General features: G+C 57.9%; 13 protein-coding genes and 1 tRNA gene. 5 read left to right on the top strand and 9 right to left on the bottom strand.

Annotation, left to right across the window (positions count from 1 at the left end; all coding sequences use genetic code 11):
• Positions 1–385: hypothetical protein (locus GOB87_RS14880; protein ID WP_166318521.1), on the top strand; the 385-nt coding region annotated here is incomplete at its 5' end.
• A complete protein-coding gene (locus GOB87_RS14875; RefSeq protein ID WP_166318518.1) occupies positions 385–1,017 on the top strand; it encodes a recombinase family protein in 633 nt (210 codons plus the stop codon). The genes GOB87_RS14880 and GOB87_RS14875, both read left to right, overlap by 1 nt.
• A 9-nt stretch (positions 1,018–1,026) precedes the next feature.
• On the opposite strand, the gene GOB87_RS17065 is transcribed toward GOB87_RS14875, so the two are convergent.
• A complete protein-coding gene (locus tag GOB87_RS17065; protein WP_166318515.1) occupies positions 1,027–2,721 on the bottom strand; it encodes a DUF6538 domain-containing protein in 1,695 nt (564 codons plus the stop codon).
• A gap of 58 nt (positions 2,722–2,779) precedes the next feature.
• Positions 2,780–2,853, bottom strand: a tRNA-Gln gene (locus GOB87_RS14865).
• Positions 2,854–3,145: 292 nt separating this feature from the next.
• Here GOB87_RS14865 and GOB87_RS14860 point away from each other — a divergent pair.
• Both GOB87_RS14860 and GOB87_RS14855 read left to right on the top strand, forming a co-directional pair.
• Positions 3,146–4,252, top strand: coding sequence for a Ppx/GppA phosphatase family protein (locus GOB87_RS14860; protein WP_166318512.1), 1,107 nt, complete (start codon positions 3,146–3,148; stop codon positions 4,250–4,252).
• Between the two features lie 114 nt (positions 4,253–4,366).
• Complete coding sequence (locus tag GOB87_RS14855) at positions 4,367–5,128, top strand: RlmE family RNA methyltransferase (RefSeq protein ID WP_166318509.1); 762 nt, start codon at positions 4,367–4,369, stop codon at positions 5,126–5,128.
• A gap of 9 nt (positions 5,129–5,137) precedes the next feature.
• Here the strand turns inward: GOB87_RS14855 and GOB87_RS14850 are convergent, their stop codons facing one another.
• From GOB87_RS14850 to GOB87_RS14820, 7 genes are all read right to left on the bottom strand, one after another.
• Positions 5,138–6,106, bottom strand: a complete 969-nt coding sequence (locus tag GOB87_RS14850) for an NAD(P)-dependent oxidoreductase (RefSeq protein WP_166318506.1) — start codon at positions 6,104–6,106, stop codon at positions 5,138–5,140.
• A 76-nt stretch (positions 6,107–6,182) separates the two neighbouring features.
• Positions 6,183–7,010 (bottom strand): 16S rRNA (adenine(1518)-N(6)/adenine(1519)-N(6))-dimethyltransferase RsmA, encoded by an 828-nt coding sequence (gene rsmA, locus GOB87_RS14845; RefSeq protein WP_166318503.1) that lies wholly within the window; start codon positions 7,008–7,010, stop codon positions 6,183–6,185.
• Positions 7,011–7,020: 10 nt separating this feature from the next.
• The gene (locus GOB87_RS14840) at positions 7,021–8,415 is read right to left on the bottom strand and encodes a peptidylprolyl isomerase (RefSeq protein ID WP_166318500.1); all 1,395 of its coding nucleotides are present in this window, start codon (positions 8,413–8,415) and stop codon (positions 7,021–7,023) included.
• Between the two features lie 88 nt (positions 8,416–8,503).
• Positions 8,504–10,885: an LPS-assembly protein LptD gene (locus tag GOB87_RS14835; RefSeq protein WP_242006492.1), complete on the bottom strand. Its 2,382-nt coding sequence runs from the start codon at positions 10,883–10,885 to the stop codon at positions 8,504–8,506.
• A 30-nt stretch (positions 10,886–10,915) separates the two neighbouring features.
• Positions 10,916–12,037: an LPS export ABC transporter permease LptG gene (gene lptG / locus GOB87_RS14830; protein ID WP_166318497.1), complete on the bottom strand. Its 1,122-nt coding sequence runs from the start codon at positions 12,035–12,037 to the stop codon at positions 10,916–10,918.
• A 1-nt stretch (position 12,038) separates the two neighbouring features.
• On the bottom strand, positions 12,039–13,142 hold the full coding sequence (gene lptF, locus GOB87_RS14825; RefSeq protein WP_166318524.1) for an LPS export ABC transporter permease LptF: 1,104 nt from the start codon (positions 13,140–13,142) through the stop codon (positions 12,039–12,041).
• Between the two features lie 23 nt (positions 13,143–13,165).
• Positions 13,166–13,306 (bottom strand): hypothetical protein, encoded by a 141-nt coding sequence (locus GOB87_RS14820; RefSeq protein WP_166318494.1) that lies wholly within the window; start codon positions 13,304–13,306, stop codon positions 13,166–13,168.
• A 407-nt stretch (positions 13,307–13,713) separates the two neighbouring features.
• Here GOB87_RS14820 and GOB87_RS14815 point away from each other — a divergent pair, with 407 nt between their 5' ends.
• Positions 13,714–14,187, top strand: a complete 474-nt coding sequence (locus GOB87_RS14815; RefSeq protein WP_264805156.1) for a DMT family transporter — start codon at positions 13,714–13,716, stop codon at positions 14,185–14,187.
• Positions 14,188–14,435 lie beyond the last annotated feature (248 nt).

Raw genomic sequence — 14,435 nt, 5'->3', positions numbered from 1 at the left:
AATCTGCTCAAAACGCAGACTGGACGCCATCGCAAAAACCGTCAATCAAATCGCCAAAACCCAGAAATTACCGGCCAAGCACATCAATCAAGGGTTCTTCGATCCCTCCATGTTCAATTATTTTGATACTGAAACACTTGAGTCAATTTCTGCGCTGGTCGATTTATCCTGGTATGATAGCAATGCTGGAACGTTTGCCCGAGATTTTCTGAAGTCTTTGAGGCTTTGGGATGAGGCAACGGTCTGCCTTTCAAGAATTACGAAGCTTGATGACAGCAACAGAAAGCACGCTGGCATTGTGTTTTCGGCGTATGCCACTGGCCGTTGGAATGCTGACCGATACGAACGACTTATCTCCCCTCTGACAGAGCGGGAGAATGACTGATGGCTGTTTACGGATATGCCCGTGTCTCGACCGCGAAACAGGATTTGAAGCAACAGATTGAGGCCCTGAAAAAAGCGGGGATTTCTGAGGACCATATTTTTCAGGATACACTTTCAGGCTCAACAGATGACAGGCCGGGACTGAACAAACTGCTCAGTCTCTTAAATGAAGGCGACACCCTCACAATCTGGAAGATTGACCGATTAGGCCGCTCTTTCATTCATATCTGCGAAATGATTGAGCAATTCCGTGAGCGTGGAATCATTGTCAAAAGCATCTCTGACGGTTTGACATATGATCCTAACAATATCGTCGGTCGGATGCTCTTTCAGCAGATGGCTACGTTCGCAGAGTTCGAACGCGCCATGATTCACGAGCGTATCCACCTTGGAATCGCTTATGCCCGTAAGCATGGAACACGCTCAGGAAAGCCAATAGGACGGCCTACAGCGAGCAGTCCTCGCGTTCGCCTTGGTCTTGATTTGATTTCTCAAGGACAGAGCTACAGACAAGCCTCGCGTGCTACTGGCGTGCCAGCCAGCACGCTTGGGAAGTATGCCAAGGAAGCCAGAGAACAAGGCGAACTCGCGGTTCAGACCAATATTTTCGACGCTATCGGCTCAGCGGGTTAATATGACCACCTATTCAAATAACTTCGAAATCTGAAAAGATTCGGGATATTTAATTCTGTTGATTGTTTTCCTCAGGTTTTTTGTCCCGATGTTATGCAGATAAGTCGTAATGCCTTGAGATTTTTTTGAGCTATCACCAATATGACCAAGGACAGCATCAATCCAGACTTCCCGAATAGTATTGTCCTCGTTTCTCAGGATGGTGGACACGCTATGGCGGAATGAGTGGAAGACCGTATCCTCAGAAATTCCCGCACTGATTTTGTGTCTGCTGAAAGCCTGCTGAAACTTTGGGGAAAGCAGATTCATCCTGCCAGAAGGTTTCAGGTCTTCAAATACAAACGTCTTACCTGCGTTCCTCATGCGTTCAACGTGTTTGATAAGCCCTACCTTGACCAGTTCAGGGTGGACGGGAACAACTCGCTCTCCTGCCTCGCTTTTGGGGGAGAACGTGACCTTCCTTCCATCTACCTCAACGGGGGGATGTTCACGGATATACATCATCCAGCCGTCATCAGTATGGACAAAATCTTCACAACGAAGGTGACAGATTTCTCCCTGTCTCATGCCGCTATAGGCAGCAATCGAGGTGATGAAAGCGTATGTCTGACGAGAAACGGCACTGCGACCAAAACGGTGACTGGTCAATTTGAGAAGGTTTTCCTCGCTCCAGTCCGAAATCGACCGAACGGAATCTGTTTTTAATTTGAACCCTTTCCAGATGTTTCGGCTCACCTGTTCAATGGGGAGCATGTGATCCCAAAAGCCTGAGATGAACGTGACCCGCTTCTCGACGGTAACACTGCTCATTCTCTCGATTTCTGTTCCTGATTTTTCTCTGAAGTCCGCAGCGGCAATCGCATCCTTAACAGGGGTGTAGTGAATGCTCTTGCCATAGTTTTTGGGAATCTTTTTCAGGTTTTCAATGAACTCAAACGCATCTTTGCCGCTGTATTCCGCAACGGGTTTATCTCCGATGATTTCCAGGAACATGGCGAATGTATTTCGCAGAACTCTAACATCTTTCTCGTTTTTGTAATCCTTGCTCTTCTTTTCCAGATACGTCTCACTGGCTTCAGAAAATAGTGGGCTGGCTGGAGCAACGGGAGCAGGAGAGGGGAGGCCGTTCGGCGTGTGATTGTTCAGGACAATCTGAGAGAGGCTGGACGCGATATTGGTTACCTGCCTGAGAGCTTCGGTCAGTTCGCTCCCTGATTGGCAGGATTCTTCCAGCCGTCCCTGTTGGTGTGCATTTTTCAGGCCCAAGCGCTGAATCGTCAGGGCGATGTCTTCCAGTCTGATAGCCTGCTTCTGGATGAACTGTCTGAAACGCTCATAATCGGACAGGCTTGAAAGCAGATGCTGCAATTCCTGTTTTTGCGACAGGACAGCCCGAAGCGCATCTTGTCCTGCAATTACCCCGTCAGCAACCCGCAAGGCTTCTTCGAGGGTGGCAATATATTCTTTGTCCTGACTCATCTGACGACAGTCTTCAAAAATGGCTTCGACCTGTCCGTAGACCATACCACCGCGTGCCGTGGCCGTAACCCGATTGGACGTTCTCAGAGAGAACCAGATTTCTTGCTTGCCGAGCAGAGGACGAACGGCAAAGGGGATTTTTCTGCGAAAATGGTAAGCCCCATTGACCCTGTGTAACATCTCCGACCAACCTCTGGTGGAGAAGGAGGTGGAGAAGTTCTCCACCGACCCTCTCGGACAGTGGATATTTTCGTCAATGATTTCAATGGGTTATGGAGACGAATGGCTGGGGGACCTGGATTCGAACCAGGGCTGACCGGGTCAGAGCCGGTAGTTCTACCGCTAAACTATCCCCCAGCAGGGGATCGGAAGCCGTGTTCCGTCGGTGAGCGGCGGAATAGCACCCGGTTTCGCAGGGCACAATCCCCTTTGCTCAGTTTTTTTCACGGAACTGCATTTCGACTTGCCCATATGAGGGTTTTCCCTGACTATCGTCACAAAATTGCCTCATGCGAGAAAGACCCAGACAATGGACCGTTCCGGTGCCAGTCTCCGGAGCCAGAACTCTTCGGAGGCGCCACCTTCAGCTCTCCCCGGCGTATTTCCGGCGTTTCCTGCCGGTGGGACGTCCTCTGCCGCCGTTCATGATATGGCACAGACACGTTCATTCTCTGCGGCTACGTCCGGTAAGGGGCAGCGTTTTACGCCAACCCGTCATGGAAGAACGCAAGAAGGCGAGGTTTTTGCGGCCTTCGATCTGGGCACCAACAACTGTCGCCTGATGCTGGCGCAGCCCGCAGGCGACCGCTTTCGGGTGGTGGACAGCTACAGCCGCATCGTTCGGCTGGGAGAGGGGCTGACCCGGTCAGGTGCGCTTGACGAACTGGCGATGGGGCGGACTCTGGGCGCGCTGCGTATCTGCGCGGGACGACTGGCTCGTCACAGCGTGACCCGCGTGCGAGCTGTGGCCACGGAGGCGTGCCGCAGGGCAATCAACGGAGAGGATTTTCTTGCGCGGGTGCATGAAGAGACGGGGCTGGCCTTCGAGATCATCTCAGCCCGGGAAGAAGCGGAACTTGCCGTAGAAGGATGCCGCGAACTCCTGTTCGCCCATGCGGCGCCGGGATACAGGGTCGAAATGGGAATTTCCACGAAGACAGATGGACCAGAGTGGGGTTTGCTTGTCGATATCGGAGGTGGGTCCACGGAAATTGCGTGGGTGCGGTTAGGCGAAGACGGCGTGCGCCACGAGATGGTGGATTATCTCAGCCTTCCTCTGGGTGTGATGACGCTTGCGGACCTCTTTCCCAACCGTCGTCCCGGTGTCTATCGCGCCATGGTGGCAAAGGTGCGCGAGCATCTGGCGGAGTTCGAGCGTCGCCACGATATCCACGCTCGGCTTCAAGCAGGGCGGGTGCGGGTGGTCGGCACGAGTGGGACCGTGACCACGCTGGCCAGTCTTGATCTGGATCTCCCGCGCTATATCCGTTGCGCAGTCGATGGCTATTGCCTCGGGATAGATAGTGCGAAGCGTGCAATCACCCGTCTGCACCGTATGGGAATGGAGGGAATGCGTGTGCATCCCTGCATCGGGGCGGAGCGGGCAACCCATGTCATGCCGGGGTGCGCCATTTTCGAGGCTCTTCTGTCCCAATGGCCTACAAGTGTCATCGTGGCGGACCGAGGCTTGCGGGACGGGATGATCCTGCGGATGATGCGCGAGCAGACGCAGGGCACTCTTCAGTCTTCCTTCTGACGCGTTCCGTCATCCTTTGTCGTAACCGAGGTTTTTTACACTGTGATATCAAAAACGCCCTCTTCAGCTTCCTCCAAACGCGAGGCGTCGGCAGGCACCACCCCGGCAGTACGCGTGCCGGGCAGGCGGGCGGCCACGGGCAAGGCGAAGCCGGGGCAGAAGACCGGGCAAAGCGACGCGCTTGCGCCCAAATCCGTGCGGGCGAAAACAGTCACGCTGCGCAAGGCTCATGGCAAGACCACGGCGCAGCAGCGCTGGCTGACACGGCAACTCAACGATCCCTATGTTCAGGCGGCACATAAGCAGGGCTGGCGCTCTCGCGCGGCGTTCAAGCTGATTGAACTCGATGATCGCTTTCATCTCCTCAAGCCCGGACAGCGGGTGGTGGATCTTGGAGCCGCCCCCGGTGGATGGACGCAGGTTGCCGTCAAGAGAGGGGCCGCGCATGTCGTGGGTGTGGATCTGTTGCCGGTCGAGCCTGTGGCGGGCGCGGAAATCATCGAAGGGGATTTCACGGACCCTGAATTGCCCGCGCGGCTGATCGAAATGCTGGGAGGGCGGGCCGATCTGGTGCTGTCCGACATGGCACCGAACACTACGGGTCACGCGCCAACCGATCATGTGCGCATCCTGTCTCTGGCCGAAGGCGCGCTCGAATTCGCGTTCGATGTGCTGGCCGAAGGCGGTGGCTTCGTTGCAAAGGTTTTTCAGGGCGGTTCCGAAAAACAGATGCTCGATCCGATGAAGAAGGTCTTTCGCTCGGTTCGGCACGCCAAACCCCCTGCGAGCCGCAAGGGGTCCAGCGAACTGTATGTGGTCGCAACCGGCTTTCAGGCCGAAAATCTGGCGGAATTGCGTCGCGAGCGCGGGTGGTGAGGCAGACTTTCACACTACCTGATTGACAAGGTCCGTACCTGTTTTGAGGCGGCGCAGGTTTTCGCGCAGAATGTCGGCCACACGTTGCTCGTAAGCCACCGTGTCACCGGCAGCGTGCGGCGTAATGACGACATTCTTCATGTCCCACAGTGGGGACGTGGCGGGGAGTGGCTCTTTCTCAAATGTATCCAGCGCTGCGGCTGCCAGCTTTCCTTCTTGGAGAGCGGCAATCAGGTCGGCTTCCACGACGACGGAACCACGCGCCACGTTGACGAGGGTAGCGGTCGGTTTCATGCGCTGCAGAATGTTGCTGTTGAGCAATCCCTGTGTTTCGGGGGTGGCGGGACAGGTGAGAACCACATGGTCCGCATTGCCGACGACATCGGGCAGGGCGCTGTCGTTGACGACGTGAATGTCGGGCCCGAGTGAGACAGAAGTATCGCGTCTTACCACTGTCACTTTCATGCCGAGTGCACGGCAGAAAGCAACCAGCCGGGAGCCGATGGCGCCGAAGCCCACCACCACGACATGGCTGCCAGAGAGTTCCTGGCGGCGTGTCGCGGCTTCCTGATACAGCTTTGGCCAGATGCGACGATGCTGATCGTCCCGCGCCTCATGCAGACGACGCGACAAGGTCAGCAGAAGCCCCAGAGCATGTTCCGCCACGGCATTGGCATTGACGCCCCGGGCACTGGCAAGATGGACGCCATGAGCTCGAAAGTCGGCAGGGTCATATTGATCGGTGCCAGATGACATGGCCTGCACCAGTCGCAAGCGGGGCGCGAGAGAGAAGTAGTGCTGCTCCCACCATGTCATGGTTGCGAGAATGTCCGCTTGAGGCAGCATCTCCAGCAGTTCGTTCCGACTGCGCGCCCACAGGCACGGCGGCGGAGAGTCCCATGCGTCAATGAACGATTTCACATCGAGATAAGGGTGCGCCACGACAATGGTGGGGAGGTCTTCGCTCCGGTTGTCCACGTTTTCTGTCCTTCCTCGTAATCATGCGCCTTCATTGGGGCGCACAATGCTCACGCATTCAAGAACGGAACGTGTGTCAGGTTCCCTGTGCGAGGAAGATGCGGGCCAGCCGGTCGAATTCGCTCACATCGAGCGTTTCCGCCCGACGCGCGCCATCGATATCGGCGGCGGCTAGAAGTTTCTCCCCGCCGATGCTCTTGAGCGAACCGCGCAGCATCTTGCGGCGCTGGCCGAAGGCCGCGGCCGTCACCTTTTCCATGGCGCGGAACAGTTCCGGTGATGGTTGTTCGGCATGGGGCGTGATCTCCACGACGGCGGACCATACCTTAGGAGGTGGAGAAAAAGCGCCCGGAGGCAGGCGCATGATCGCCTCGCAACGGGCGCACCACTGGGCAAGAATCCCCAGACGCCCATAGGCCGAGGTACCGGGGGCCGCACAGATGCGCTCCGCTACCTCAAGCTGGAACATCAGCGTCAACCGTTCCCACGCGGCTGCCTGCCGGAGCCAGCCGACCAGCAGAGGGGTAGCGACGTTGTAGGGCAGGTTGGAAATTACCCGGCGCGGAGCGGGGCACAGCGTGGTGAGATCGAGAGTTGTGGCGTCAGCCTCGATCAGACGCAGCCGTTCCGGCGCTTCGGTGGCCAGTTCATCGATGATGGTGACAGCGCGCGGATCGACCTCCACGGCAAGGATGGAAGCAGCTTCACTGTCGATCAATGCACGGGTGAGCCCGCCGGGGCCGGGGCCGACTTCCACCACGTGACGACCCGCCAGCGGGCCGGACAGTTCGACGATGCGTTCCGTAATGCCGGGGTCCAGCAGGAAGTGCTGGCCGAGCGCATGACGCGCGGCGAGATCGTGCCGCGCGATGACGGAGGCGAGCGGTTCCCGCACCACGTTCATACGGGGCGCCTCAGGACTTCGACCTAATGTCGATCACCGCCCGGCGATGCAGATCACGGTCAAGCTGCCGGGCTGTCTGCTCCACGCGTTCGTTGAGAAGCTGGTCAGCCAGTTCGCTGGGTGTGCGGTCCGCAAAGTTCTTGGTCTGTTTCGAGCAGATCATGAGAATGTCGATGCCGTCGAGCGAGACGAGCGGACGTGTCGGCTTGCCGGGCGGCAGCGTACTGAGAATCTGCTGCATCTGCGGATTGAGGCGTTCGAGCTGCAACTCACCGGGATTGGAAGGACGGACCTCACCCAGTTCCTTGTTGGCGGCCGCCAGTTCGTCACAGCTATGGGCTGTCTGGGTGATGTGTACGGCTTTTTCTAGAGCCTGCCGTTGCTGGGCCGTTGGCTGCTCAGGATTCAGGCGCTCCGTGAAAGGAACGAACGCCTGACGCATTTGAAGAAGGGTGCCGGGCTGATGGCCAATAATGCGCTTGCCGTTGACGGTCGCGATCACGTAGCCGCCTGCCACACGGATCGGGTTGGAAATGGCGCCTTCGGGCATCTGGCGCACAATGGCTACGACTTCCGGATCAAGGCTGTCTTCCTGCACCCAGCCCAGAGAGCCGCCATCGAGCGCGCTCTGCGCCTGTGAGAACTGGGCCGCGACAATCGGGAAGGGGGCGCCTTTGCGCAGTTCCTCAATGATGGTCTGGGTGAACTTCAGTTCCGTCTCGGTATGGCGAGGGTCTTCAACTGGAACGAAAATCTCGCTGGTGAAATATTCCGGACGGCCTTCCTGTTTACGCAGGGCATCCTGACGCTGCGCGATCTCCTGCGAGGTCATGCGCGCCTTGCCCCCCAGTTCCTGCCGCAGTACCTGCGTCCAGCCGATCTGGACACGGATCTGGTCGATGAGCGTCGTCAGGGACACGCCATCCTGCGCCAGCCGGTCGCGCAGGGCGTTGGGCGGCATGCCGTTGCGGCTCTCGATCCCCTTGATGGCGTCCGCGATCTGTTCGGGGGTAACATTGATATGGCGGGAAAGAATCTCCTGCGTGCGCAACCGCTCGTCGATCATCTGACGTACGATCTGCGGACGCAGGCGGCTCATGATGTCTTCGCTGATGGGCAAGCCTGTGGACAAGGCAAAGAGCTTGCCACGATTGTCCACGTCACGCTTTGTCAGCGGGATTCCGTTGATGACGGCAATGATGACATCCTGCTGCCCGGAATCGGCTTGGGCTGTGTTGCTGCCGGCCGGACTCTGCCCGTCATCGTCGCCATCCAGCGAGGCTTCGGCGCTTTGTGCGACGGGTGCATGGTGACGGGTTGCCGCCCAGACGTCCTGACCGGCGAACGAACCGGACAGGGCCATCAGGGCTATGGCAGAACCTGTCAGGAAAGGGCTGGTTCGCATGCGGCTTGATCTCTCACCTACGGCTGTCTGGGCCTCTGTTCTATCTCCCGGCTCTCCGCTTTTGAAGCCATGGAAGAAAGATTGCGGCTTACTTGATGCCGAACGCCCCAATGGTCTTGAGCGAAAGCGTGAACAGGACGGTGGAATGACGGCTCTGTCCACCGATACGGGTGTATTGCTTGATATACATCACGTCGAGCCCGAGGCAGTCATTCTGGTAGCCCACGTCACCGCCCAGTGAGACGAATTCCTTGCGCGAAAGGGAGCGCCGCGCAAAGCCCGAGGTATGCCAGTTCGCCCATGTGGTGGAAACGCCGCCACTGATTTCGCTTGTGCGCTGGTAATAAACCGAGGGCGGATTTCCCTGCCGGTAGTCGTTGACGTAGTAGTAATATGGCGTCACCGGCTCGTAGAGGTAGCCGCCGTTGATGCCAAAATGCGGACCGTGGAGGCTGAACAGGGCGTCGCCGAAATTCACGCGGCCGGTCTTGGGATCGACACGGGCGCGACCGGTCACGCTGAAATACTGGGTCGGCTCGATACGGGCGCGGCCCACCACATCCGACAGGTGATGATTCAGGCCGGAATAGGGGATGCGATCCTTCTGGATGTGTTCCTGAAAGCTTTCGCCGACCAGCACGTCCACCACATGCCCGTTCCATGTCCAGTTTCCATGGATGCCGACATTCGCACGCAGACCGCCGTCGATGCGGTCCGTGCCCTGAAAGCGATTCAGCGCGAAAAGCGTGGAATCGGTGAATTCGTAACTCAGGCTGTCTTCATTGGGCATGTTCCGGTCCGCGCCGTCGCCCATGTTGGGGGCCCAGATGCCCTGCACGATGGGTTCGAGAATCTGCGTGCCGCGTCCTTTGTCGAAGGTCCGCAGGAAGGGCCAGTTCATCTTGATGGCCAGCGTGGGCACGACCTGACCCTCTGTCGCGGTCTTGGCGTAACGGTAATAGTTCGGCTGCTGATAGAGGTGGGTGCCACGGTAGATCATGGAATCCAGCCGGGCGGTGAACAGGAACTTCTGCCCCCAACTGCTGCGGAAAGGCCGGTTCCAGTTCAACTGCACCTCTCCACGCTGATCGCGCGCGCCGGTCGAGCGATAGACATTGAAGTCCTGCGTATCGACCGAGAAGCGACCGCCGAGGATATCGGGCTGCGAGAGGAAGCTGTACTGATAATGCGGCAGGACGAACGGCAGATCGCTGTTGCGAATCACGCCCTGGTTCAGGCCCTGATAGAACTGTCCGTCGAGACGCGAATAGGCTCCCGTGCCGAAACCTTCGATGAAGGCGTCCGAGTTGAGGGTGTCCGAGCCATATCCCTGAATACGGTAATCGCGCATGTAGTTGGCAGAACTTGCCAATCGGACATTGAAGCCGGCGCGCCATGTGCGGTTGATCGAAAACATGCCCTTGGCGAAGACATAGCCCTGAATGCCCTTGTCATTCTGGGAACCAACGGAATCACCGAAATCGTTCGTATAGCCGTGATGGCTGTTGGTGTCGTAGGCAATGCCGCCCAGAATGCTCAACTGTCCGAAGTTGAAGCGATTACGGTACTGTGCGCTGAGCTGTGGCCCCGTCTTTGTGGCGATCAGGGCCTGAAGCGTGATGTCGGACTGATCGTCGATCACCCAATAATAGGGGATCGTGAAATAGGTGCCCAGATAACGGTCATGCGGTGTGATGCCAGCCATCAGGAAGCCGCTATGTCGTTTGGCGGATGGGTCCGTGATGGAGAAAAAGGGCAGGTACATCACCGGAACGCCGAGAATGTCCATGTAGACATCGCGGAAATCGATGCGCTGGTGTTGCAGATCCTGTGTGGCGTCATAGGAACGCAACTGCCAGAACGGAGCGCGAGCCGGATTTTTCTTGCAGATTTCACAAGCCGTATACACCGCCCGGGACATGTCGTTGAGCTTGCCGCCCGTGCGCCGCATGCCGTTGGCGGCAAGTTTGGCGTTTTCGGGCAACAGGGCATGGACCTGGGTCATGATCCCGTCACGCATGTCACCCGTCAGTTCGGCGTAGTGCGAAAACAGGACGGACCCGTCTGGCTGGGTGGAGGCGACATTGCCGCTGGCGGCGATCAGGCCGGTATTGCGGTCGTAGGTGATCTTGTCAGCGCGCAGGATGTGGTCGGCCTGCCAGACCTGCACATTGCCGGTCCATGTCACGACGCCTGCGTGATCGTCATAACTCACATGATCCGCCTGAAAAGTCGCGGGTTCGTGGCTGGACGATTTTGTGCTGCCCGTGTTGACATGCAACGGTGTGGGGACGAACTGCGCGTGCGCTTTGTCTGCGAAAAAGGCAGGCACACCCCATGCCGCGCCAATTCCCAGCCCGAGCCAAAGGGCTTGCCGTCCGCTCTCGTTTGAGGTGCGACGGACGTGACCCGACATACCCTTATGTCGCATCCATGCGGCGAGCGCGCGCCGGACGCGGCGCGCGGACATGCGGCATGAACGAGGGGCGGGAAAGGGCAATCAGCCGTCCTCCAGGTGAAGCAGCAACGAAACAGCGAGACACAGGCCAGCCCCGGTAGGCGCCCAGGCGGCCAGAATGGGCGGCAGCGCACCCGAATTACCAAATTGTTCCGCAACTTTCGAGACCGTGAACAGCAGAAAACCAGCCGCCACACCAGATCCGATCATCTGTGTGACACCTCCGCGACGGGTTGGGCGCATGGAAAAGCCCGCCGCCACCAATGTCATCGTGCCCGCGAGGATGGGAAGCGCCAGAAGCGATTCGAAATGGATGCGATGGCGAATCGATGAAAAGCCGGACCGCTCAAGCATGCGGATGAATTTCGGCAACGCCCAGACCGAAAGCGTGTCGGGAGAGGCGAAGCTTTCCTGCACGCGGTCGAGCGTCAGATCTGTGGGCAAAAAGAACGTGGAAGGGGCTTCGGGCAGTTCATACGGTCTGAGAACGCGTGCGCCATCCAGCCGCCAGCGTCCCGGTTCCAGCAGGCCGGAGGGGGCTTCGATACGCAGGATCATATGCCCATCGTGATCCACCCGGAAGACGCTGATGTCGCGGATACCCAGAACTCCATTGTTCAGATGGGCGTCGCGTGAATGCAGAATCGCCACACCGCGCGGATCGATCCCCGTATCGAGCTGTCGCAGCCATAACGATGTTCCCGACATGGTCAGCGGGCCGCCATCGGATTTGAGGTACTGCTCGTCGAGTGCTTCCGCCTGCGCATACATCGAAGAAGAAAGCGGCGAGATGACGGCCGTCGTCAGGGCTCCGAGAAACATGGCGCAGGCCAGAGGGGCAGCCAGAAACTGCCATGCCGAAATGCCGGCTGCGCGCGCAACGATCAACTCGGAGGTGCGTGTGAGGCGCCAGAAACACACGATGCCGCCCAGCAGTACGCCAAATGGCATGATTTCCATGAAAAAGAACGGGACATGAAGCCCCGCGATCTCTGTGACCAAACTGGTGGGGACGTCCGGCTTGGTCGCGACCCGGCGCAGAAGGTCGATGAAATCGAACAGGCAGACGATCCCCGTCAGCGAGGCCGTCATGGCCATCACGGAGAAAATGAACTGTCGTGCGAGATAGAGAGAGAGCGTGACGGGAATGGTGGAGAGGGACATGTCAGTTGCGGCGCCCCAGTTCGATGGCGCGATTTTCGCGTGCCGCCCGGATTTCCGGCCAGAACAGAAGCACGGCGCAGATCAGGCCGGGCAGGATGGATTCCACCACGATGAGGGGGATAAGCGCCATGTTGCGTCCGGCGAGATTCTGGAGAAGCAGGCTCAGCGCCAAAAGGCCCACGATTGTCAGCACGGCCGACAGGGGACGCAGAATGTTGCCGTGGCGTGAGAAGGCTCCTCGCAGGATCGCCACGAGTGCGACCATGGCAAAGGAGAACGCCGTGAATGGTGTGGTGAGGCGACGCCACCCTTCCACGGCCAGCTTGCCGCGATCACGGGCGCTGACCTGTGTCGGGTCCGGCGAGAAAAGCTGTTGGAGCGACATCTCGGCAGCATCGAGGGAACGCTCGTGTTCGCTCTTGCCAGAAGTAAGATCGATCGTGTTGCGGGTAAACTGGAGCAGGGTCAGCCGACCGGTGCTGTGATCGATTTCCTGCCGTGAGCCATCGTAAAGCACGACCCGCGGCTGATCGTTGACGATCAGCATGGTGCCGCGCTCGGCAAATATGGTGGCCCGGTTACGTGGATCGCGGTCGTCCTCAATCATGATGCCACGGAGGGCGCCACTGTGTTCGCGCTGGCGGATATAGACCGTCAGTACATCCGAGACTTTCGTGAAGACGCCTTCCTGCAACAGGAAGGCCGCCATCTTGTTGCGTATCTGGAACTCGTACTGCCGGAAATCATGATACGACGTGGGCACGATCCACAGATTGAGCAGGAACGTGAGGAGCATGGAGGCCGTGGCGCACAGCATCCCCGGTCGGGCCAGTGCGAAAGGAGAAAGACCTGCCGCCCGCATGACTGTCAGTTCTCTGTCTCCCGCCATCCGCTGAGAGATGAACAGTGTCACGATGAATGTCGTGATTGGCAGAATGACCGCCACAAAGGACGGCACCATGAGGCTCGTCAGTTCCAGAAAGACGCGCAACGACAGACCGCGCCCCACCACCAATGAGACAAAACGCAAGGATTGGGTGAGCCAGATAAGGGCCGCAAGCCCGCCTGTCGTCGCGATGAGGGCAAGGACAAGCTGGCGAAACATATAACGATCGAGCGTCGTAAGTTTCAGCACGGAAGGCTGATCCTGACGCGATAGGGTGAACGATCTTTTTCGGTCGCTTGCAGCCGTGACCCGGCAGGCTCGGTGCGACGCCGTTCTGGAGTGGGCGCAGGCACTTCACGGTTGTAAGGGCGAGAGGAGATCATGTCTTCTCTCTACTCCTTGCTCCCTAGGAACGGCAAACGTTCTTGTAACGTCCTGAAACGCTGAGTGACCGCGAAGTTGTCTTGTGTGCGGGTGCAGTGGAACAGAAGAAAATCCGTGATGTCGTGTCCTCGCCAATGCACGTATTTTTGTTGGGTCATGTAAGCATTTTGTGGATTGCAGAAATCATCACACCGTAGGAAATGCCGCCAGACAGTGGCGTGCGCCGTTATGCGCCCAATCCGAGCGGACGAAATGATGAATGACCGAAAGGAAATTGACGCGCGGGTCGTGGTCGTGATGGCTCTACTGTGCGCTGTATGGGGCTTTCAGTAGGTCGCGATGAAAGCGGTGGCACAGGATATGGCCCCGGTTCTTCAGGCGGCCGTGCGTTCGGGGGGCTGCCATAGTGGTGGGTGTGCTGGTGGCGCTGCGACGGGAGGGGCATGCCACGGCAAGTGCTCCTGCAACCGTCATGCTTCTGTGTCAGCTTGTGGGGGCATTTGTGCTGCTGTTGATCGCGGCAGGACTGACCGGTCAGATGAAAGTAACGATGACGCCGTTGCTGGTAAGCAGTTTGGTGTTCCAGACCTTTATCGTTTCGATTCTCTCGTTCCTTGTGTGGTTCTCTTTACTGCGGGTCTATCTTGCATCCCGGCTGGGAGCGCTATCGTTCATGACGCCCCTGTTCGGAGTGATGGCGAGTGTCGTGGTTTTGTCTGAAGCGCTCGACCGGTCCTTTCTCGAAGGCAGCGCGCTCGTCATGGTGGGGATCGTGCTCGTAAACGGTCGCATGCGTCGAAAAGGCCTGTCCGCAGCGGCGTCTCCGAAGGCTGTAACCTTTCCGGAGAACGCATCCTGTGCGCTGGAGCCGCCTGTTTAGAGAAAGGGTCGATATGAAACTCTGGATGTGGGGACTGACATCTTTCAATAAAAGCAAACGAGGATGAATGCCTGCTTCCCGCATCGGGATTTTTCGCTCAACACTCTGCCGGGTAAGTCTTTTTTGCGTGAGCGGCAGTCGACGCGGAAATCTCACAGAAGGGTTGTACATCGGGTTAGATTATGAAAAAGTCTGTTTTGTAGAAAAGAAATTTCCATAATCATCAAGAAAACCCGATGCAGACAGAG

It is taken from the genome of Acetobacter estunensis (assembly GCF_011516945.1).
GTDB classification, from domain to species: domain Bacteria; phylum Pseudomonadota; class Alphaproteobacteria; order Acetobacterales; family Acetobacteraceae; genus Acetobacter; species Acetobacter estunensis.
The sequence above is the reverse complement of the archived record's forward strand: the minus strand, read 5'-3'. Positions and strand labels throughout refer to the sequence as shown.

Bases quoted from the DNA above. Each gene is read 5' to 3' on its own strand.
- GOB87_RS14840 (WP_166318500.1), bottom strand. From the start codon at position 8,415: ATGCGAACCAGCCCTTTCCTGACAGGTTCTGCCATAGCCCTGATGGCC.
- GOB87_RS14820 (WP_166318494.1), bottom strand. From the start codon at position 13,306: ATGATCTCCTCTCGCCCTTACAACCGTGAAGTGCCTGCGCCCACTCCA.
- GOB87_RS14875 (WP_166318518.1), top strand. From the start codon at position 385: ATGGCTGTTTACGGATATGCCCGTGTCTCGACCGCGAAACAGGATTTG.
- lptG (WP_166318497.1), bottom strand. From the start codon at position 12,037: ATGTCCCTCTCCACCATTCCCGTCACGCTCTCTCTCTATCTCGCACGA.
- lptF (WP_166318524.1), bottom strand. From the start codon at position 13,142: ATGTTTCGCCAGCTTGTCCTTGCCCTCATCGCGACGACAGGCGGGCTT.
- GOB87_RS14835 (WP_242006492.1), bottom strand. From the start codon at position 10,885: ATGTCCGCGCGCCGCGTCCGGCGCGCGCTCGCCGCATGGATGCGACAT.
- GOB87_RS14860 (WP_166318512.1), top strand. From the start codon at position 3,146: ATGGCACAGACACGTTCATTCTCTGCGGCTACGTCCGGTAAGGGGCAG.
- rsmA (WP_166318503.1), bottom strand. From the start codon at position 7,010: ATGAACGTGGTGCGGGAACCGCTCGCCTCCGTCATCGCGCGGCACGAT.